Consider the following 21,109-nt stretch of genomic DNA (forward strand, 5'->3'; position numbering starts at 1 on the left):
TAAAAAAGTAACGTTCAAATAGTGGCAGTGCCATTCTATTTTATAAGTAAACAGGCACTCTCTTATACAACTGTATTGATAACTATGCCGCTAATTGTGACTGGGTATTGATAACGTCACGCACAAAACTCGCAAACCCTTTAATAATATCGCCTGTTTCTTGTCCGATACCTTGATGAATACTCATAAAATGAATAAAACCATGCGGCGCACCCAGAATGGTATGAGTCTCAACTGTTATACCATGCACCTTTAATTGCTTTGCATAAGCAAATGCTTCATCACGTAATACGTCTAATTCTGCGGCGACAATATAAGTCGGGCATACTTTACTATTATCACCAAGCATCGGACAGTTAAGGATATGCTGGCGTGGCAAGGGGCTGTTATCTAAACAAGCGGCATCAAATACAGCCACATCGGCATGATCCAATAATAATCCCTCACCATATAACTCCCAACTTGGATAATCCGTTTCGATATCCGTCACAGGATATAAAGGCATTTGTGCAAGTGGCTTTGGTAAGCGCTCTAATAAATCGAACATTTTTTGACCTGCACTGCCCAGATCTGACCATGCGACTTGCGAGGGCGCAGTAAGTTGCTGAGCAATCAAAGTGGACAATCCGCCGCCAGCACTATCGCCTGCTAGCACGATTCGCGAGGGTAAAGCACCTAAGGTATGGCAATGCTCAGCCAGCCAAGCGTAAGCAGTGATACAGTCTTTTAATGCGGCTGGTGCGGGATGCTCAGGCGCTAAGCGATAATCAACACTGACTATCGGCCAGCCCGTCTGCTCACAAACCGCGTGGCAAAATTCATGATGGGTATTGACATCACCAATACAAAATCCACCTCCATGAAAATATAACAGCACTGTTTCATCAGAATTATGAGTATCCGCTTTTTTGAACCCTAAGCCATGAGAGCTCACGTCTGATTGATAACAGCGAATGGTCATATCGCCATCATCAGCGTTGGCAATCACTTTGTCTTCCCAATGCACAAGCTTCTGATTCTTTTTCGTAAATCGCTTCATGTTGCCGATGATATTGTCACTTGCTTGCTGCCATACCTGCGGCGCTTGCATCGCCACGGCGTCAGTAGCGAACCTTTCGCGCAGCTCATGCATTGGTGTCAGCTCAAGAGGCGTTTTAAGCTTACTATTCACCGCGAGAATCAAACGCAGGTGAGCATCGGCGTGCAGATATTGTTTTGAGCTAGGTCCTTTCAAATAAGCAACCAAGCTCTCTAATAGTGGCGTTGGCAGATAGCCGACTCCTTTCATGGCATAGTGCAAGGTATGCGGCTGGCAAGTCGTCAACGGGTTATAGCTAAGTACTTTTTGTTTGACGGTCAAACGATTCTCTTGAGTGCCATTTTCTTCTCTTATACCATTATCTATACGATCTGTTGATGCGAGTTTTATCGTCATCAGCGCTTTATTTAATAGAGCGTTGATTGATAACACGGTTGATTTAGACATAACACTTCTCGTTAAGGATTGTCAGTATGCGTTGTCATATATGAGCGTTTACTTTGATATGAGCCATACTATTTTTAGCAATAATAGAGTAATCAAAAATAAAGTTGAGTATTGTTTGGTAATGGCTTATGTACCAACGGTAAGTTTTTGGAATAAGTACTGCTTTCTTGTAGCTTGTGTTAACCAACATGGATAGCCATTTGCCACCTATGAAATTCTGTTTTGAGCACTTTAATCTAGATTTAGGCAATATTTGTTGTAAATTAGAAAAATTCCCTTGGCTTAGGCTTGAAATTTACCTCCATCACCTTTATCAAACAGCTAGTAGAAGGTACTCATAACAACAATGTGTAAGACGGGTTAATTATTTAATAAGAGCACAGTATCCCTAGCAAATAGTGAGCTTGTTGCCTCTTATATCAATCTTCATTATTAAAATTCTAAGGAGCTATCATGAGCGAGCAAAATACCAACCACGAATCGCCTGAGCAAAATGTGGCGCATGACAATATTGAACACAGTGACAGTATTTTAGAAGAAACCATGAAAGAGTTTGATCCAAAGCATAACTCAGGTGAAGAGATGACCATCGACAATGAAATCGATCTCGACACCTTTAAAGCGCGTATCGCTGAGCTAGAAGGTGAAGTGAAGCAAGCTAAAGAAGTCACCGCCCGTGCTAATGCTGAAGCTTACAATGCACAAAAACGCATGGAGCAAGAGGCGGATAAGAGCAAGCGTTTTGCCTTGCAGAAATTTGCCAAAGAGTTATTAGAAGTGGTCGATAACTTAGAACGCGCCATTGAAAGCGCCCATGCCGATGACCCTGTTACAGAAGGGGTGAGACTGACGCACAAAGCGTTATTGGACGTATTAAATAAGAACGGCGTCGAAATGGTTGACCCACAAGGCGAGAAATTTAATGCTGATTTGCATGAAGCGGTAGGTATTGATGAAGAAGCGGAAGCTGATACTGTCGGTACTGTATTACAAAAAGGTTATAGCTTGAACGGTCGTTTATTACGCCCAGCCATGGTACGTGTTGGGCAGTAGTACTAAAAATTGGATTTTTAATGTGCTAAACCCTACTATTATTAAGGGTTTTCACAAAAAGTCACACGAAAGACAAATTTTGCATGATGATTGACTTGAAAAAATCCATAAGTAAACCGATATATATAGCAACAAGAGATCAACCACGGTCTGAATAGATAAATACTTAAAACAAATTAGGAGCAAATAATTATGGGTAAAGTAATTGGTATTGATTTAGGTACGACTAACTCGTGTGTCGCAGTGATGGAAGGTGACAAAGTTAAAGTCATCGAAAATGCTGAAGGTACTCGTACAACGCCATCTATCGTTGCTTATAAAAACGATGAAATTTTGGTGGGTCAGTCAGCCAAACGTCAAGCGGTCACCAATCCAAACAACACGTTGTTTGCGATTAAGCGTTTGATTGGTCGTCGTTTTGATGACAAAGTCGTGCAAAAAGATATCGGCATGGTACCTTACAAAATCGCCAAAGCAGATAACGGTGATGCATGGGTAGAAATTAACGGTAAAAAATTAGCACCACCACAGGTTTCTGCTGAAATCTTGAAAAAAATGAAAAAAACAGCAGAAGACTATCTTGGTGAAACTGTTACTGAAGCGGTTGTAACGGTACCAGCTTATTTTAATGACTCACAACGTCAAGCAACAAAAGACGCGGGTAAAATTGCGGGTCTTGATGTAAAACGTATCATCAACGAACCAACAGCTGCGGCTCTTGCGTACGGTATGGACAAGAAGCAAGGTGATAGCACGGTTGCTGTTTATGATTTAGGTGGTGGTACTTTTGACGTATCAATCATCGAAATCGCTGACGTTGATGGCGAGCAGCAGTTTGAAGTTTTAGCAACCAATGGTGATACATTCCTTGGTGGTGAAGACTTTGACTCAGCATTGATTGATTATTTGGTTGATGAGTTCAAAAAAGACCAAGATGTCAACTTGAAAGGTGACTCATTGGCGATGCAGCGTCTAAAAGAAGCGGCAGAAAAAGCGAAAATTGAGTTATCAAGTGCCCAAAGTACTGAAGTGAACTTGCCTTATATTACTGCAGACAGCAATGGTCCTAAGCATTTGGTGGTCACTATCAGTCGCTCAAAACTTGAGAGCTTAACTGAAGAGTTGGTACAACGTACCATGGGTCCTTGTAAGATTGCGCTTGAAGATGCTGGCATAAAAATTGGTGACATCGATGATGTTATCTTAGTTGGTGGTCAGACTCGTATGCCACTGGTACAGCAAAAAGTACAAGAGTTCTTCGGTCAGGAGCCACGTAAAGATGTGAACCCTGATGAAGCAGTAGCGGCAGGGGCTGCGATTCAAGGCGCGGTATTGTCTGGTGAAAAAACAGACGTATTGCTACTTGATGTGACGCCACTAACGCTTGGTATCGAAACGATGGGTGGTGTCATGACACCAGTTATTGAGAAAAACACCATGATTCCTACTAAGAAATCACAGGTATTCTCAACGGCGGAAGACAACCAACCAGCTGTGACCATCCAGGTTTATCAAGGTGAGCGTAAAATCGCTAACCAAAATAAACAGCTTGGTCGTTTTGATTTGACGGATATTCCACCAGCACCACGTGGTCTACCGCAAATTGAAGTTACTTTTGACATCAATGCTGACGGTATCATGAATATCTCAGCAACTGACAAAGGTACGGGTAAAGCGCAAAGCATCCAGATCAAAGCAGATTCTGGCTTGACGGATGAAGAAATTGAGCAAATGGTTCGTGATGCAGAAGCCAATGCTGCAGAAGACGAAAAATTCGCTAACTTAGCGCAAGTTCGTAACGAAGCAGATGGTCGTATTCATGCGGTACAAAAAGCGTTGAAAGACGCTGAAGATAAGGTAACTGCTGAAGAAAAATCAACAGTAGAAGCTGCTATCTCTGAGCTTGAAGCGGTAATGAAAGAAGATGATCATGATGACATCAAAGCCAAGCTTGAAGCATTAGACAATGCCTTCTTGCCAGTTAGTCAGAAGATTTATGCTGATGCAGGCGCAGGTAGCGAGGGCATGGATCCAAGCCAGTTCCAACAAGGCGCGGACAATGCAGCAGATAGCAACCAAGCTGATGATGACGTCGTTGATGCTGAGTTTACTGAAGTAGACGAAGACAAAAAATAATTGTGGTTTAGTAACTAAACGCAGTTAAAACAAAAAACGCATCCTTCGGGGTGCGTTTTTTTATGGCTGTTATTTATAAGAAATATCCTACCACTCTATATCTTGTTTTCACGATTTAAAGGCACTCACTATCAGTACTTCATAAGTCAAATGAACGATAGGCTGACCGGCGTCATCTTGCGCCGAAAAATGTTGCCAATAATCAGACTCAAACTGTTGCAAGCGTGCCTTGGTCCACGTAAAGGGCTGGGTGCTGTTAGCTTTTACTTGCGTCTGATTGGTCGATACGCCTGTCAATTTCATATGTTTTAGGATGGCGTAAGGACTGGCAAACGGTAACTCGAAACGCTGAGTGGGCAGTTCAATTTTCTCAAAACCCGCACTAATCAGTGCCAGTCGCCACTCAATGATATCGGGATAGTGAAGACCCTGATCCGTTAGAGTCTTTATTTGCAAAAAGTTATTTGGCGTAAAAGTGTTAAACAGCAGTTGACCTCCAGCTCGCAAGCGGCGTGCTGATTGCGCAACAAAGTTTAAGGGGTCATCAAACCACTGCACTGCATTGGCACTGATTATCAAGCTATGCTCATCCTCAAAGTTCATCGTTTCAGCATCGCCAATTGCTATGTCAGCATTGGGCAATATGGATTGTAAAGTAGCCGCTTGTTCAGCGCATAATTCATTGATTAGCCAATATTGACTTTGAATGTGTGCTGCGAGTAGACGGGTCATTTGACCAGTTCCTGCACCGACTTCAAGCACACTGTCATGTTCAGTGTGAGTGAGTTTGTCTATTAAATATTGACAGACTTGCTGCTGAACATTGGCATGCTGATCATAGTCGCTGGCATTGGCAAAATGACGAGCGATGGTTTGTTTTCTGGTGCTAAAGTTATCAGGCGTGGCGAGTGTTTTCATACGGTTTATTATATCCAAGTGAGCCAATTATCAATCGATAGCAGGACTGACGTCGCTGATGTATAACAACAGATTTATAATTGTTGTATCAATTGTTCGCAGTCTTCATCTGTCAGCTTGGCATTCATCACCAAACGGATACGAGCGGTATTTATAGGCACAGTGGGTGGCCTGATAGGCAGTGCGTAAAAACCTGCTGCTTGCAATTGTTGTGCTTTGGCAAGCGTGCTGGCATTGTCGCCCAAGATATAAGGCACAATCGGTGATTCATAGTGTGAATGCTGGGTGTTTTGGAACGCACGGTATCTTGGCTCGATGGCTTGACTAAGCTTGGTAGACAACCGCGCTAAATGCGCCCGTTGATTATTTAGCATTGGCATTTTTGCTAAAATAAATCGCGTCCATGCGTGATTGATAGGGGGTAATGCAGTACTAAAAATTAGTGGACGCATGCGGTTAATTAGCCATTGCTTGACGACATCATCGCACATGATATAAGCACCCACCGAGGCAAACGCTTTACCGAAAGTACCGACCAAATAGTCAATATCAGCCAATGTCTGCGTTTCTTCCGCTAGTCCCAAGCCTGTATCACCTAATACACCGACGGCATGAGCCTCATCGACATACAGTTCGATACGAGCATCGCTAGCTTTTAATTGTACCAGTTGACATAAATCCGCACGATCACCATCCATACTAAAGATGCTCTCAGTGACAATAATGATGCGTTCAATGTCTGGCGCTGCTTGCTCAGTAAACGTCGCTAAATGTTCATAATCATTGTGACGATAACGACGATAGCTGACAAGTTTGCTTTGACTCAACCGCAACCCATCGATAATGCTGGCATGTACCAGCTTGTCAGCTAAGATCAGTGTTTTAACTGGCAAGGCTGTCAGGGCTGGCAATATACCAAGATTGGCATGATAGCCGCTATTCAATACCAATACCGATTTTGAGGCAGAGATGTCACGTTTGCCGACAGCGGTTTGATACCATTCCTGCAACTCAGACTCTAGCGCTTGTAGTTGTGCATCATTTCCAGTGAGCAAGCGTGAGGACGTCGCACTCATTTTAGGCATTTGTGCGACTGATAGCGGTGTTAGTTGACTGAGAAATTCGTTTTGTAATTCGGTGTCGCCGCCTAAGCCCAGATAATCGTTACTGGCGATATTGAGTAAGGTTTGACCTTCGCTAATAACGTATCGCCCATGATGTTGGAGATTGGGTAATTGACGATATTGTTGGGTGGCTTTGAGTGCTGTAAGCGCTTCTTGTAAGCGGCTAGTTATACGTCCAGTCATTATTTTTACCTTAAAATATTCGGTATCTCTTATAGTTTTATGCTTATTTCTGCTAGAAAGGCGATGAAATGAGTAGGGATTATTGCATAAACTCAGTGGTTGTAACAAAAGATTTCATATCTTTGCCTTTGTAACCCAAGCACTGATAAATACTTGCAAATCTTAACTCTCATACCATCAAACACTGACAGACGACTTGAAATAGTTTGTTACTATATACCCATCGTTAGCAAACAAGGCGATAGGGCTATCAAAGCCAATATAAATAGATAACTTGTTTGTCCAAATTGATTTTAAGGAGCTAATAATGAAAACTCTACAAAAAACGCTACTTGCACTAGCAGCTGGTTCTTTGTTAACTGTTGGCGCACAGGCCGCTACTTCTTATAGCAACGGTTACACTGGTCAGCCGTATGTCGGCGTCAAAGTCGGTCAGTTTGATCTAGATATCGACAATGCAGATGATCCAACTGCTTATGGTGTCTACGGTGGTTATAACTTCGATCAAAACTTTGGTGTGGAAGCAGAGTATGTAGGTTCAGATGATGCTGATTACAAAAATGGTGATCTTGATGCCAAAACTTATGGCGCATATGGTACGGCACGCTACCAGTTCCCAAACACTGGCTTATACGCTAAGGGTAAGCTAGGGGTTGCTAAAACTGAAGTAGAAGGTGATTACACTGTCGGTCCAGTTAAAGTTTCGAGATCTAGCAGCGACACAGGTCTTGCTGGTGGTGTAGGTCTTGGTTACTCAGTGAATCCTAACTTTGGTGTCGAAGCTGAATACTCAATGATGGACAGTGATGTCGATGCCAAGCTACTTACTGTTGGCGCTCAGTTGAAGTTCTAAAGCCAAAACGATTTATCAGCTAAACGAGTGAGAGAAGATGGTAATAATAATCTTTTCTCATCCAGATACTTTACAGACAAATAATTAAAAATATAACCCTAGGGGAATACTATGAAAACTTTACAAAAAACGTTACTTGCATTAGCAGCTGGTTCTTTATTAAGCATGGGTGCACAAGCTGCCGTATCTTATGGCAACGGTTACACTGGTCAGCCATACGTTGGTGTAAAAGTCGGTCAGTTTGACCTAGATGTAAACGGTGCTGACAAGCCAACCGCTTATGGTGTCTATGGCGGTTACAACTTTGATCCTAACTTTGGTATCGAAGCAGAATATGTAGGTTCAGGCGATGCCGATTATTACAACGGTGATATCGATGCTAAGAGCTATGGTGCGTATGGTACTTATCGTTATCAGTTCCCAAATACTGCGCTATATGCCAAAGGTAAGCTAGGTGTTGCTAAGACTGAAATCGAAGGTAACTATATCGTTGAAGACTCTAACAGAAAAACCATTTCTAACGACGATACCAGCCTTGCAGGTGGTGTAGGCCTTGGTTATTCGGTTAACCCAAACTTCAGTGTTGAAGCTGAATATGACATGTTAGGTAGCGATGCAGATCTAATGACTGTTGGTGCTCAGCTAAAATTCTAAGTTTTTGATTAGCAGTATGATAACTAAAAAACGCACCCTTCGAGGTGCGTTTTTTTGTACGATAAAAAACACTGTAAGCGTCATTAAAAAAGAGTGCATTTGAAATAAGGTTCTGTTAATATCTCGAATTCGACAATAGTTCAGCTAACTTATATGCTCTGTTATTTTCATTCAGATGGTATTTTTAGTTTTATTTAACAGGAAGATATATGAATACTTTACAAAAAGCTTTGATCGCCCTATCAGTTGGCTCTTTATTGAGTGTCAGCGCGCAAGCGGCAGTTAACTATGCAGGTCAGCCGTATGTTGGCGTAAAAGCTGGTAAGTTCATGGTAGATGCTGATGATCTAGATGATCCTACTGCTTATGGTATTTATGCTGGTTATAACTTTGATCCTAACTTTGGTGCTGAAGTTGAATATGTAGGCTCTAGTGACACTGATATTGATACAGGTACCAGACTTCTTAAGGGTGAATATGACCTTAAAACTTATGGTGCTTATGGTACTTACCGTTATCAATTCCCTAATACTGGTTTATATGCCAAAGGTAAGTTAGGGTTTGCTAAAGCTGAGATTGATGCTTCTTTAAGTGACGTACTTGGAAACACTATTAGTGAAAGCGATAGCGATAGTGGTGTTGCTGGTGGTATTGGTTTGGGTTATAACTTTAACCCTAGCATGAGCGTTGAAGCTGAATATGATTATGTCGCTGAAGATATTACTCTATTGACTTTAGGTGCTCACATTAAGTTTTAATAAGTTGATTAAAGAAAAAAGAAACGATCGCTTTGGCGGTCGTTTTTTTATGCTCTAAGTTTTAATATGTGTTTCTCATATTTTTCGAAGTATACACATCATATATTGATGATTTTTAAGAAATTATTAATACCAAAAATGTGCTACATTAAAAGTTAGAATGATAAAGATAGGGAATGTAGTGATGATGGAGATGCTGTGGATGATTGAACCTTGGCACTGGTTAGTCTTAGGTTTTATATTGCTGATCATTGAGATGTTTGTGCCGACATTCGCCAGCCTTTGGTTTGGTGCCGCTGCCATCATCGTTGCCGCGCTTTCATGGCTATTACCTATTTCTGTCTCTGTGCAAATTATTATTTGGTTGGTGCTTTCTGCCATATTCTTGCTGGCATGGTTCAAGTTTATTAAACCCTTATCAGTAGATCGCACCAAAGCAGGCTTGGGTGGTAGTGTTATCGTTGGTGAAACGGGCATGATTATCGTCCAGCCGCAGCCAGATAGAGCGGGCACCGTCAGATTCAGTGTTCCTATTGTTGGGGCAGCGGAGTGGATGTGCCGCACTACGGGTGAGCCAGTGGCAGTCGGCGATCGAGTGGTGGTGACCGATATTGTCGGTAATGAGCTTATCGTAAGCAGTATGAAATCGAAGGCAGCGATTAATAAAGACATGCAATTATAATAATAGGGAAGAATTATGGAAAGCTTCAGCATTGTCATGGTGGTTTTGGTTGCACTGGTTGTCTTTACGGTTTTCAAAGGCGTTCGAATCGTGCCACAAGGTTATAAGTGGGTGGTGCAGCGACTGGGCAAATATAGCCAAACACTAGAGCCGGGTCTCAACCTTATTATTCCTTTCGTTGATGATGTCGCTTATAAAGTGACGACCAAAGACATTGTTCTTGATATTCCCTCACAAGAGGTCATTACGCGAGACAACGTTGTTATTATTGCCAACGCCGTGGCTTATATTAATATCGTGCGCCCAGATAAGGCCGTTTATGGCATTGAAGATTATGAATATGGTATTCGTAATTTGGTGCAGACGTCACTACGTTCAATTATTGGTGAGATGGATCTTGATAGTGCATTGTCTAGCCGTGATGAAATCAAAATGAAGCTAAAGCATGCGATATCAGAAGATATTGCGGACTGGGGGATCACCCTAAAGACAGTAGAAATTCAAGATATTAATCCATCGCAAACGATGCAAGCATCAATGGAAGAGCAGGCGGCGGCAGAGCGTCTACGCCGTGCGACAGTGACTCGTGCTGATGGTCAAAAGCAAGCGGCGATCTTAGAGGCAGATGGACGTTTAGAGGCGTCACGTCGTGATGCCGAAGCACAAGTGGTATTGGCGAGAGGTTCTGAAGAGTCTATTCGCTTGATTACTAATGCAATGGGCGAGGAAGAGATGCCTATTGTCTACTTACTTGGTGAGCAATATATTAAGGCGATTCGTGAGCTGGCAGAGTCTGACAATGCCAAAATGGTGGTATTACCTGCTGATATTTTAAGTACCATCAAAGGTATGGTGGGTGACAAGCTTAAGGTTTAATAAGTAATGTGTAGCCATGTGTTATAGCATTAACTCTTAAAATGGTCAGTGAGCTTATTGGGCGCTGGCTATTTTTTCGACTGTCAATTGTGCTGAATGCTACATCTAATAAATTACTCATATGGTTCGTTTAACAAGAATAGAATATATATCAGGGATAAAAAATGACGATACAAAATATTAATACAGAAATCATTCAAATAAAAGGCTTCATCCAAGGCACGGCACTGCCTTATACCGTGCTCGATGATACGCATGTCAATGCTGCGTATCCTGAGAGGAAGCTTGAGATTAGAGGGGGTGGTTTTGGCTCAGATGCAGCGGCTCATCCAACCAATGCCAATCAATTTTATGTGCTCACCGATCGCGGTCCCAATGCGGAGTTCGAAGGTAGTGCAGGCAAAGGTAAACAGTTTTTAGTACCTGACTATACACCGCGCATCGGACTGTTTGAGCTACAAGCAACTGGGCAAATTATTAAGATCAAAGAGATACTGCTAAAAGACGAAAATGGCAATCCTATCTCTGGGCTACCGAATCCACAAGCACTCGGCGGAACTAATGAAGTCCCTTACGATGTCGACGGTCAGCCGATGACCATGAATCCCAACCTACCTTTTGATGCAGTGACCAATCCTATCAAAAACGATATCAATGGTTTAGATCCTGAAGGTCTTGCTGCGCTCACAGATGGTAGTTTTTGGATCAGTGATGAGTATGGTCCTCATTTGGTTCATTATAATGCGCAGGGGGTGGAGATTGAGCGTATCAATGCCTTTGCGAGCGATGAGCGCAATAATGTAATTGTTAATGGTCAGCCGATTTTACTACCAGCAGAATTTACCAAACGTCGTGCAAATCGCGGTATGGAAGCATTAACGATTACTCCAGATCAGAGCACACTGGTGGGTATTATGGAGTCTTCTATGGACAACCCTGATCAGTCAGGTCGTGTCTCTAGTTTGACGCGCATCGTCACTATCAATCTATACTCTGGTCAAATAGCACAGTATTTGTATCGTCTCGATCATGCTCACCATGTGACTTCGGGTATCGTTGCGATTAACAATCACGAGTTTTATTTGATTGAACATGATCGCAAGTTTCCGCTACAAGACCAGTCTGCGCAAAAGCTCATTTATAAAATTGACCTCTCGCAGGCGACTGATATTGAGAATATTTTAAATACAGATAATATCAAGCAAGATCATGTATTGGGTTTAACGATCAATGGACAAACGCTTGAGCAGCTTATTGCAGCAGATGAAGAAAATTGGCAATTGCTGAAGGAATTGGCAATCAAACCAGTCAAGAAAACCTTGGTCGTCGACGTTCTCGCAACTGTAGAATATCCACATGATAAGTTAGAAGGTTTGTGGTTGCGTCAAGACGGCTCATTGGGTCTACTAAACGACGATGACTTTGCGATGACGGATTCAATGATTACCAACGCTAAAAGCACAATTGAGCAGAAATATTTGGACAGTGAAAAAACAATAGAAGATGCAAATAGGCTATATATGGTGAAGCCTTCTGAATGCGGTGATGGCTACTGAGTAGGCTAGGGCATGTCCTCAATTCAATTTATCATATCTAAACGGGCTAAAAATGGCTAAATTTTGCCAAACATCGTTAAATAGCTGGTTAATATCCCGATATTATCTGCGCTATTTTCCTCGTTTGACTGCAATTTATCTCATTTTTATCACCATTTTTGAAATGAGGACACGCCCTAGAGGTATTTTTCGTCAATCATCAGCTTTATTAAACACCATAAAAAAGACCTCGAATAAGGTCTTTTTTATGACTGCTTTTAATGTATGGAATCACTCAATCAAATAACTTTTGAGAAACGGTTCTTATGTTTTTTCTCAAGATATTCATCAAATACCATGGCGACGTTACGACCTAATAATCGACCTTTTGGTAGCACGCGAATACCAGCCGCGTCCATATCGATGAGCTTGTCTTCTTGCATGGCGCCAAGCTGTTGAATCTCATTGATAAAGTAAGTGATGGCATCAATACCAAATTTTTGATTGACGTCTTTAAAATCGATATAGTCGTGACAGAGTAGATTCATAATCACATATTCACGCAAGCGATCTTTGATGGATGTTTTGATGACTTTTACCGCAGGCATGGCAGCCGAGTTACTTTGTGCAGCATCGATGCTCGCTTGATAAACTGATAAATCTGTATCATTTTGCAAAATATAGCGGGTATTGGCATTGGCAATTTGACTGATAGAGGAGACGCCGAAGCCCAATAAATCACAATCGCCCATGATGGTATAACCTTGAAAGTTACGATGCAGTTTGCCCTCACGCTGCGCCACGGCTAATTCATCATCAGGCTTGGCGAAGTGATCAATACCGATATATTGATAGCCAGCTTCGGTCAGCGTATTGATGGTATTACCAAGCATCGTAAGCTTGGCCGCTGGATCTGGCAAATCGGCTTCTTTAATCTGGCGCTGGGCTTTAAAACGTTCTGGCAAGTGTGCGTAATTAAATACTGACAAGCGATCCGGCGACATCTCGATGATACGGCGCACCGTTTTATCCAAGGTTGCGGGTGTTTGATGCGGTAAACCATAAATCAGGTCGATATTGATAGAGTGAAAACCTAGATCCCGCGCCTCATTTAACACATTTTCAATGAGCTCTGCTGAATGTACACGGTTGACGGCGATTTGTACTGTTTCATCAAGGTCTTGTACACCTAAACTGACACGGTTAAAGCCAAGGTTACGCAATACTTTTAACGTCTCGCCACTCAGCTCACGTGGGTCAATTTCAATAGAGTAATCGCCTTTGTCTTCAGGTAAGAATTCAAACTGAGTTTGTAAAAACTCCCACAGTTGAACCATTTCTTCATCACGCAAAAATGTTGGCGTACCCCCACCCAAATGCAGCTGTTTAACGAGGGGTTTGCTACTACCTTCTGGGACAGGTAGAAGGCGGCGTTTGTGCTTAATCTCAGCGATTAAATACTGCAAATAATCGCCTGAGTCGCTATTTTTCTTGGTGATAATTTTATTGCAAGCGCAGTAATAGCAGAGGTGACGACAGAATGGAATATGAAAATATAAAGACAGTGGTGCACGAGCTTCACGGTTTTGAAGGATCTTTGACTCAAGACCAACAGAGATAGGTGAGAACTCTAAAGCGGTCGGATAGGAGGTATAACGTGGTCCTGAACGATTGTATTTATTAATAATAGCTTCATCAAAGGCAGGTAGCTGCTTACTCATCATACTGCCACGCGTACTTGCATAAGGACTTTCTGATTGCATAACAGGGCGTGTCGTGGTCGGTTGCTCTCCTGCACGATTGTAAGGTTGCTGAGTATTTGATTCTGAATGTTCTGTCATGCGGTACTCCTCGTTTTGACCTTGAGTATTACTGTTCTTACATCTCTAACGACCAAATATCTGAAAGCCAGTAGGTGTTTGATAGATGGTTAATAACCATAATAACTTTGTTATCAATAATAATTTTCACAGCGCTATATGCTGCTAAGTTTATAGCTATCAATAAGCACTAGTATAACAAATCCTTGTTTGCAGTGGGGTGGTCGGCGAGTTTTCTTATATACAAACTGTTTATGATAAGTCCATGTGGTTTTGGCAATGATACTCACACCCCTCTTGCGGTTAGCTGGCTAAGTGCTGGCATCATGATGAATCGACGATATTCAAACAAACTGCTTCCATAAAGTAAAAAGACCTCAGCATATATCTGAGGTCTTTTTATCACTAATTTAAGCTATCACTAATTTAAGCTATCACTAATTTAAGCTATCATTAATTTAAGTTACGTCAAACTTATTCTTTCAGCTGGATTTTATTGCCAACGGCTTGCTTGCTAACGTCATTAGCATTGAAGGGTAAACGAATCCATTCTTTAGCTGAGTAGCGACGACTCTGGTCACGATGGAACGGTCGAGTAGTATCAGAAGCTTGCGAGTAACCTAATAAGGCTTCTGCTACAGGGCCAGCGCTATCAAAGGTAACGCTTTGCATATATGTCGGACCAAAATTAATGAGGTAGTTTGCGCCATCATTAGCGCTTGTGCCTCTCGTTTCTGCAACATTGAATACACCTTCACGACCAAAACCACCATGCATAGCAATACGCTCATCGTTTTTACTAGCATCAACGATATACTGCAAATCAGATAAAGACGCATCAAGAGCGATGTTTTTATCTTGGAAGAACTTAATGGAATCTCCTAAAGCAGTACGTGTATCCGCACTAATAATTAAACCACGAGGCGTATTGACTGGGTCTTTTGCATCAAATTTAACACTGAATATCGTATCCGTCGTTTCATTGAAATCCACATTACGCCAAAACTCTCTAAAGACATGAGCGCCTTTACTATCTAAATTATTACGACGATCCCAATTACTCAAGATATTACAAGCATTGGTTGCATCAATAGTAGAGCCACCCGTCAAAGGCATGCTAGCATTCGCTCGACAATCTGCTAATACGTCGTCGAGTACCAACTCAGCGACATAACTGCGGTTACCATAGACGACCTCTTGCATATTGTTTAAATTGAAGTTAGTACCGCCCAAGTTATCTTTATTACTGAATCGATCTTGTATTTGAACCAGTCCCATACGTGAGCGCATAAGCAATGGAACACCATCTGCTGGACTAGCACCTAAGAAGGGGGTTAAACGACGACGTAGGAGCGGTGAAAATCCAGTCAGTGGTTGCTCTAAATTACTTAACCAATAGCTATCGTTCGAGTTAGCAACATAATCATCGCGGATCAAGAAAGGTAAGTTTGAGCGCCCAAAGATTCCTGCTTGCGGTGAGTCTGTATCAACTCCCCATTCACAGGCAGCGGTACTACCATTCAGTGCTGGCAAGTCAGAGGCAATTAAAGCACCAAGGAAGGGGCCAGATGCAGCACTACTACAAGCTTCAAGCTTAGCTTTGGTCATATTCGGTACGGTTGAGATGTCAGCATAGAGTGCCTTACCATTACGGTCGGTAGCAATAGTATTAACAAACCCAAGACCAAGGACGCTTTGCATTCTATCGACTAAGTCCTCAACGCTCGTAGCCTTATTCATACTACGCCACTGATTGAGCGCTCTTGGGTTTTCAGAGGCGGCATCACGGATAGTGTAAGCTAGATTATTAGCGCCCCATGCTGGTAATTGAACATTGAGCAAATTGACCGCTAACATAGGTCCATATTGTGAGACATAAATATTGTGAACCTGCGTCTGATTATTTGGTAGCTGAATAGTGACAGGAACGGTTTCGATATCGCGCTGCTCAGTCACACCAGCGCTATTAGTATAATTGTATTTGAGAGGATCTCCATCAACTAAGCTCAGCTGATAAAGCGTAAAACGTTTGGCAGTGGATACGGTATGGCTCCAAGCCACGTCTTTATTAAAACCGATGTTAGGGAAAGGCTGACCTTGTTGAGCCGCGCCCATCACATCCAGCTCACCTGGCATCGTTAAGTGAAATTGATAGAAACGTTGGACGCCATCCCATGGCTCATGCGGATTGCCATACATGACCCCGCTATTAGTACCAGTCACCTCCTTGCCAAAGGCATAGGCATTACTACCGCCACTCATCGCATTAATCGTATCCATATTGAATGCAGGTGCTGACTCTACGACAGGGTTTGCGACTGGAACACTACGCATTCTTGAGCTATCCTGAATGCCAGAAATAGAGGGCGGTGCCGCTGCTACAATGGGACCGACAAAATTAGATAAGCCACCACGTAGATTGGCTTTACCGTAGACCGTCAATAAATCATCGAGAGTAATCTCGCGTACCCATTCAGCATTGGCACAAGCAGGATCGATATTAGCCACGCCTTTGTCACGTAAATAACGGCTATAGCCTGCTGCATAACCTGTCACAGCATCAATGACTTCAGGGTCTTGAGCTGCTAAAAATTCAGCTTTTCGCTTGTCAGTGTTGTACCACGTATAAAAAGCATCGCTAGCCAAATTACCGTCAGCGCCTAGATACAGCATACTCTGACCGCTAGCGACTACAACTTCACGTGCTAGTGAGCAGAAGTTATCTTCTGCGAATGCATAACCGACGCCATAACCAAGGCCTTTGTAATCCTTTGCGGTGATGTGCGGTATACCGAACTCAGTACGCTGAATATCGGCTTCATAATTAGTGGAAGGGGATATGACATCATCGTCATTGAAATTATTATCGCTGTCTGAGCAGCCGAATAGTCCTAAAGAGACTGCTACTGCCAGTAGCGTGAGTGTGGGCACACGCCGATTATGCATCTTTATGCTCATAAGCTTATCCGTCCATGGTAGTAGGTGTTATATAAAGTAGGTGTTATATAAATCTACAGCAAAAAACCGCCAGCAAACTTTATATGATCAATAAAATCCTTTTATTGCCAATACTCTTGCTAATCTTTAGTGCTTTATAGCGCGATTAAAACTACCCAATACGTTAATAACGTGGTTAACAGGCGTGATAATCTTTGGGGCAGCATAGCTGAATAAGACTGAGCGAAAGAGCATCCGTTTATCATATAACAACTGTTGATAATTATGCTAGTAAATAAAATTAGACAAGAAAACACGACATTTGCGCACTGATACATAATGCTCTATTATCAATTATTCCCTATATTAGGAAAATGCTGATGTCGTTTGCCCAAGTCTATACTCGTTCAGTCGTCGGACTGCATGCGCCCAAGGTCATTATTGAAGTGCATCTGTCACAAGGGTTGCCAGCATTGACCATTGTCGGTTTGCCGGAGGCGGCGGTACGTGAGAGCAAAGACCGTGTACGCTCTGCGATTTTGAACTCTGGCTTTCAATTTCCTAATCGTCGTCTCACTATCAATTTAGCCCCCGCTGATTTGCCTAAAGATGGCGCGCGTCTTGATTTACCGATTGCCATCGGAATCTTGGCAGCCAGTGATCAATTGGATCCAGAAGTATTATCAGGGTTTGAGTTTATCGGTGAGTTAGCGCTCAATGGGAATTTACGGCAAGTGACAGGCAGCTTAGCGGTGGCACGAGCGATCAAAGCTGAGGCGCTGGCGTCCAAAGTATTGCAGGTAGCAAATATCACTGAACAAGAGCTGAGCGAACCGCAGTCAAAACTACCGCAGCTTATCGTACCGATTGATAATGGTGCTGAGGCTAGCCGTGTGGATGGCGTGACGATACTAGCCGCGCAAAGCTTAAAGACAGTTTGTGACCACTTACAGTCGTTAGCCAATCCAAGCGCAGCCTATGAATCTTTGGACGTTGTACAACCCAGTCCAGCGCAGCAGCATGTTGGCTATCAAGTGGATTTGGCCGATGTCAAAGGACAGCATCATGCACGGCGCGCGCTAGAGATTGCCGCTGCTGGTGGTCATTCGCTGTTATTTACAGGGCCACCCGGCTCAGGTAAGACGTTAATGGCGTCACGGCTGCCGACCATATTGCCGGATTTAAGTGATGAAGATGCATTAGAGGTTGCCAGTACTTATTCAGTGGCAGACAGCGATTACGATTATGGGACAAGACCATTTAGGCAAGTTCATCACACTATATCAGCCGTGGCTTTGGTGGGTGGTGGCTCACGACCAAAACCGGGTGAAATTACCCTTGCCAATAAAGGCGTATTATTCCTTGACGAATTGCCAGAGTTTGATCGGAGCGTGCTTGAGGTATTGCGTCAGCCATTAGAAGCCAAGCAAATCACTATTAGCCGTGCCAACTCGCAGATGACTTTTCCGGCAAATTTCCAATTGGTCGCTGCCATGAATCCATGTCCATGCGGCTATGATGGCGATACCTCAGGGCGTTGTCGCTGTCGACCTGAGCAGATTAAACGTTACCAAGATAAACTATCAGGTCCACTGCTTGATCGCATTGATTTGCATATCACTGTACCTGCGCTGCCAATTGCCGACTTGCAAAATGCTCAAGCTGGCGAAACCTCCGAACAAGTGCGCGTTCGAGTTATTGCCGCACATAAACATCAGATGCAGCGGCAACAAAAGGTCAATAATGAGCTTAGCCCTAGCGAGATTGATAAATATATCCAACTAGGAGAGGGCGAACAGCAACTATTACAGCTCGCTCAGCAGCGTCTAAACTTATCGGCACGCGGTTATCATCGAGTATTGCGAGTGGCGCGTACCATTGCTGATTTGGCTGACAGTATCGATATTACAAGCGCTCATCTGTCTGAGGCACTGAGTTATCGAAGCAAATAATGATTTCAAAGAATGGCTTAAATGAATCATTCTAATGTTCAAATTTTAGCTGTCTATCTTATAATTTTTGAAAATATATTCTACTAATGCCGCAAAATCATCAAAGGCTTCGGTAGGGTTTAACTCACGGATATCTTGTCCATAATTATAACCATAAGACAGCCCGAAAGTATCCATATTAGCATTTTGTCCGGCTAAGATATCGTTTTTAGAATCGCCAATCATCACAGCTTGTTCTGAAGTGACGTTCAACGCTTTACAGACATGCAGTAGCGGTGCTGGATCAGGCTTTTTAGTTGAGAGACTATCACCGCCTAATACTTCACTGAATAAGTCCTGCCAGCCAAAGGATTGCAATATTTTCGGTACAAAACGAATCGGTTTATTGGTCACTAGCGCCAGCGTAAATCCTGCTGCTTTGAGCTTTTTTAGTCCGCTATCGACATCTGGGTAAGCAACGGTTTTGCTACCACTGAGATTTTTATAAGCCTCAAAAAACAGGTGCTCTGCGTGATTGGCTTCCTCGACCGTCAATTCGCCTTCTAACACGTCTACCTTACCTACTAGTGCGCGCTCTACCAGCAATCTTGAGCCGTTACCTATCCAGTTTCGTATGGTCTCGATAGGGTACGTCTCTTTGCCCAGAGTAGCTAACATCGCATTAGTCGCATCAGCCAAATCTGGCACACTATCAATTAAAGTACCATCAAAATCAAAAATCAAAAGTTGCTTAATATCTACAGTCATTATTATTTGCCCACGCTATCAATTTGATACTTTTTTGGAGTATTAGCTCCAAGCCCTCATTACCTTAGCACAGCAAATCATGAATTCAATTATTTAACAGTCTGTCATTATAGATATTTCTATCTTTTCAGACTAAGGTTAATGTTTTATTGATATGTTTTATGATTATTCAACCTCTTTATAACGTTCGCGATGTTCTTTTTTCATTCTTAAATAATCTTTGTTCTCTCGGCACTCGTCCCATTTTTGTTTAAATATGCGCGCTGACTCTGCTTTGATTGGGTCTTCGATTTGTCGTGGCAACTCTTCGCGACCATGTGCGCCGCTCTGACCTTTTTTATCATCGGGAACAGCACCTTTATACTTTTTGCCGCCTTTGTGATTGGCGTAACGACGGGCGCGGGTATAGCCCATTTGAATAAATTTGCGCGCCATATCTGCACCGACAAAGTCATCGGCCGCCAGATAATCTAAAAACAGCTGATAAATTGTCTCGCTGCTCTCAAGCGCAATATCAGGGGTCGCAAAGCGCCAGTGTGGCAGGATTTCAGACTTATACGGCTCTACCAATAAAACGCCTTGCTCGCCGCGCCCGACCCGATACAGCTCTGGCTGCGCGCGCAAATCTAGGTTTTTATAATCCAAATCGTAATCGAACGCTCTCATCGCTTTTCCCTATTAGTATTCGTCATCTGTCAAATTTATCATTATCAATACTATCGAGTATACTGAGCGCCGCTGTCTAAAAAACAGCACAAAAATGTTATGCAACCGTGACAGTAAGCGTTTAGCATGAGAAGAATGGCGAATAGAATTAATCATTGAGCAGGTCTGAGTAGGTTAAAGTTATGACAGTTAATAAAAACATCCTCAATAGCATCAGTCTAGCTGGCTCGACTGTTACGATGTCGTTAAAAAGTATATTTATGATATCGGTGCTGCTGCTCATCAGCGTATTAAGCACCAATGCTGCCCATAGCGCATGGTTTGAGCGGTTGATTCCGCAAGGAGAAACTTATACGGTACGCGAGATAGATCGTGATTTGGCGTTCGTGATTGATGGTTTCATTTATGATGCGCGCACTTCTTGCTTTTTAGCAGTGGGCGATAGAGTGATATTTTTTGAAGGGCGTCATGGTATCGATTACCGCGCGACGGTTTATGACTTAGACTCGCGTGAACGTTGCGAGGTGTTATTAAGAAGACGTTTGTCATAAGCTATTAGACTTATTTCAGAACGGGATATAAGCATAAAAAAAGCCCCGAACATTGCTGTTCGGAGCTTTTTAGAATTCTTTAACGAATGGTGGCTCGAGGCAGGTTCGAACTGCCGACACACGGATTTTCAATCCGTTGCTCTACCGACTGAGCTATCGAGCCGTCTTCGTTGAGGCG

General features: G+C 42.8%; 17 protein-coding genes and 1 tRNA gene. 10 read left to right on the plus strand and 8 right to left on the minus strand.

Annotated features, from left to right (window positions below; all coding sequences use genetic code 11):
- Positions 1-82: 82 nt before the first annotated feature.
- Positions 83-1,486, minus strand: coding sequence for an alpha/beta hydrolase (locus B2575_RS07215; RefSeq protein ID WP_296240858.1), 1,404 nt, complete (start codon positions 1,484-1,486; stop codon positions 83-85).
- 453 nt (positions 1,487-1,939) lie between these two features.
- On the opposite strand from B2575_RS07215, the gene grpE reads away from it, so the two are divergent.
- Positions 1,940-2,539, plus strand: a complete 600-nt coding sequence (grpE, locus tag B2575_RS07220; protein ID WP_055125643.1) for a nucleotide exchange factor GrpE — start codon at positions 1,940-1,942, stop codon at positions 2,537-2,539.
- 192 nt (positions 2,540-2,731) lie between these two features.
- Complete coding sequence (gene dnaK, locus B2575_RS07225; protein ID WP_045447587.1) at positions 2,732-4,675, plus strand: molecular chaperone DnaK; 1,944 nt, start codon at positions 2,732-2,734, stop codon at positions 4,673-4,675.
- Positions 4,676-4,783: 108 nt separating this feature from the next.
- Here the strand turns inward: dnaK and B2575_RS07230 are convergent, their stop codons facing one another.
- Positions 4,784-5,593 carry a methyltransferase domain-containing protein gene (locus B2575_RS07230; RefSeq protein ID WP_296240861.1) on the minus strand — a complete coding sequence of 270 codons (810 nt, stop codon included), beginning with the start codon at positions 5,591-5,593 and terminating at the stop codon, positions 4,784-4,786.
- A gap of 74 nt (positions 5,594-5,667) precedes the next feature.
- The gene (locus tag B2575_RS07235) at positions 5,668-6,900 is read right to left on the minus strand and encodes an 8-amino-7-oxononanoate synthase (protein ID WP_296240862.1); all 1,233 of its coding nucleotides are present in this window, start codon (positions 6,898-6,900) and stop codon (positions 5,668-5,670) included.
- Between the two features lie 307 nt (positions 6,901-7,207).
- Between B2575_RS07235 and B2575_RS07240 the strand changes: the two genes are divergently transcribed.
- From B2575_RS07240 to B2575_RS07265, 6 genes are all read left to right on the plus strand, one after another.
- Positions 7,208-7,753 carry a porin family protein gene (locus B2575_RS07240; protein ID WP_296240864.1) on the plus strand — a complete coding sequence of 182 codons (546 nt, stop codon included), beginning with the start codon at positions 7,208-7,210 and terminating at the stop codon, positions 7,751-7,753.
- 111 nt (positions 7,754-7,864) lie between these two features.
- Entirely contained in the window at positions 7,865-8,407 is a 543-nt protein-coding gene (locus B2575_RS07245; protein ID WP_045447596.1) for a porin family protein, read from the plus strand.
- A 209-nt stretch (positions 8,408-8,616) separates the two neighbouring features.
- Positions 8,617-9,165: a porin family protein gene (locus tag B2575_RS07250; protein WP_087816351.1), complete on the plus strand. Its 549-nt coding sequence runs from the start codon at positions 8,617-8,619 to the stop codon at positions 9,163-9,165.
- A 184-nt stretch (positions 9,166-9,349) separates the two neighbouring features.
- Entirely contained in the window at positions 9,350-9,847 is a 498-nt protein-coding gene (locus B2575_RS07255; RefSeq protein ID WP_296240868.1) for an NfeD family protein, read from the plus strand.
- Between the two features lie 15 nt (positions 9,848-9,862).
- Positions 9,863-10,723, plus strand: a complete 861-nt coding sequence (locus B2575_RS07260) for an SPFH domain-containing protein (RefSeq protein ID WP_045447605.1) — start codon at positions 9,863-9,865, stop codon at positions 10,721-10,723.
- A 164-nt stretch (positions 10,724-10,887) separates the two neighbouring features.
- On the plus strand, positions 10,888-12,279 hold the full coding sequence (locus B2575_RS07265; RefSeq protein ID WP_296240873.1) for an esterase-like activity of phytase family protein: 1,392 nt from the start codon (positions 10,888-10,890) through the stop codon (positions 12,277-12,279).
- Positions 12,280-12,557: 278 nt separating this feature from the next.
- On the opposite strand, the gene hemN is transcribed toward B2575_RS07265, so the two are convergent.
- Both hemN and B2575_RS07275 read right to left on the minus strand, forming a co-directional pair.
- Positions 12,558-14,099, minus strand: coding sequence for an oxygen-independent coproporphyrinogen III oxidase (gene hemN, locus B2575_RS07270; RefSeq protein WP_414707423.1), 1,542 nt, complete (start codon positions 14,097-14,099; stop codon positions 12,558-12,560).
- A 453-nt stretch (positions 14,100-14,552) separates the two neighbouring features.
- The gene (locus B2575_RS07275) at positions 14,553-17,036 is read right to left on the minus strand and encodes a penicillin acylase family protein (protein ID WP_296240875.1); all 2,484 of its coding nucleotides are present in this window, start codon (positions 17,034-17,036) and stop codon (positions 14,553-14,555) included.
- Positions 17,037-17,395: 359 nt separating this feature from the next.
- Here B2575_RS07275 and B2575_RS07280 point away from each other — a divergent pair, with 359 nt between their 5' ends.
- Positions 17,396-18,967, plus strand: coding sequence for a YifB family Mg chelatase-like AAA ATPase (locus B2575_RS07280; protein ID WP_296240877.1), 1,572 nt, complete (start codon positions 17,396-17,398; stop codon positions 18,965-18,967).
- 45 nt (positions 18,968-19,012) lie between these two features.
- Here the strand turns inward: B2575_RS07280 and B2575_RS07285 are convergent, their stop codons facing one another.
- Positions 19,013-19,714, minus strand: coding sequence for a phosphoglycolate phosphatase (locus B2575_RS07285; RefSeq protein WP_296240879.1), 702 nt, complete (start codon positions 19,712-19,714; stop codon positions 19,013-19,015).
- 165 nt (positions 19,715-19,879) lie between these two features.
- Positions 19,880-20,380 (minus strand): DUF4385 domain-containing protein, encoded by a 501-nt coding sequence (locus B2575_RS07290; RefSeq protein WP_296240882.1) that lies wholly within the window; start codon positions 20,378-20,380, stop codon positions 19,880-19,882.
- A 182-nt stretch (positions 20,381-20,562) separates the two neighbouring features.
- Here B2575_RS07290 and B2575_RS07295 point away from each other — a divergent pair, with 182 nt between their 5' ends.
- Positions 20,563-20,931, plus strand: a complete 369-nt coding sequence (locus B2575_RS07295; RefSeq protein WP_296240884.1) for a hypothetical protein — start codon at positions 20,563-20,565, stop codon at positions 20,929-20,931.
- Positions 20,932-21,018: 87 nt separating this feature from the next.
- Here the strand turns inward: B2575_RS07295 and B2575_RS07300 are convergent.
- Positions 21,019-21,094, minus strand: a tRNA-Phe gene (locus tag B2575_RS07300).
- Positions 21,095-21,109: the final 15 nt, after the last annotated feature.

It is taken from the genome of Psychrobacter sp. UBA6739 (assembly GCF_002453835.1).
GTDB classification, from domain to species: domain Bacteria; phylum Pseudomonadota; class Gammaproteobacteria; order Pseudomonadales; family Moraxellaceae; genus Psychrobacter; species Psychrobacter immobilis_A.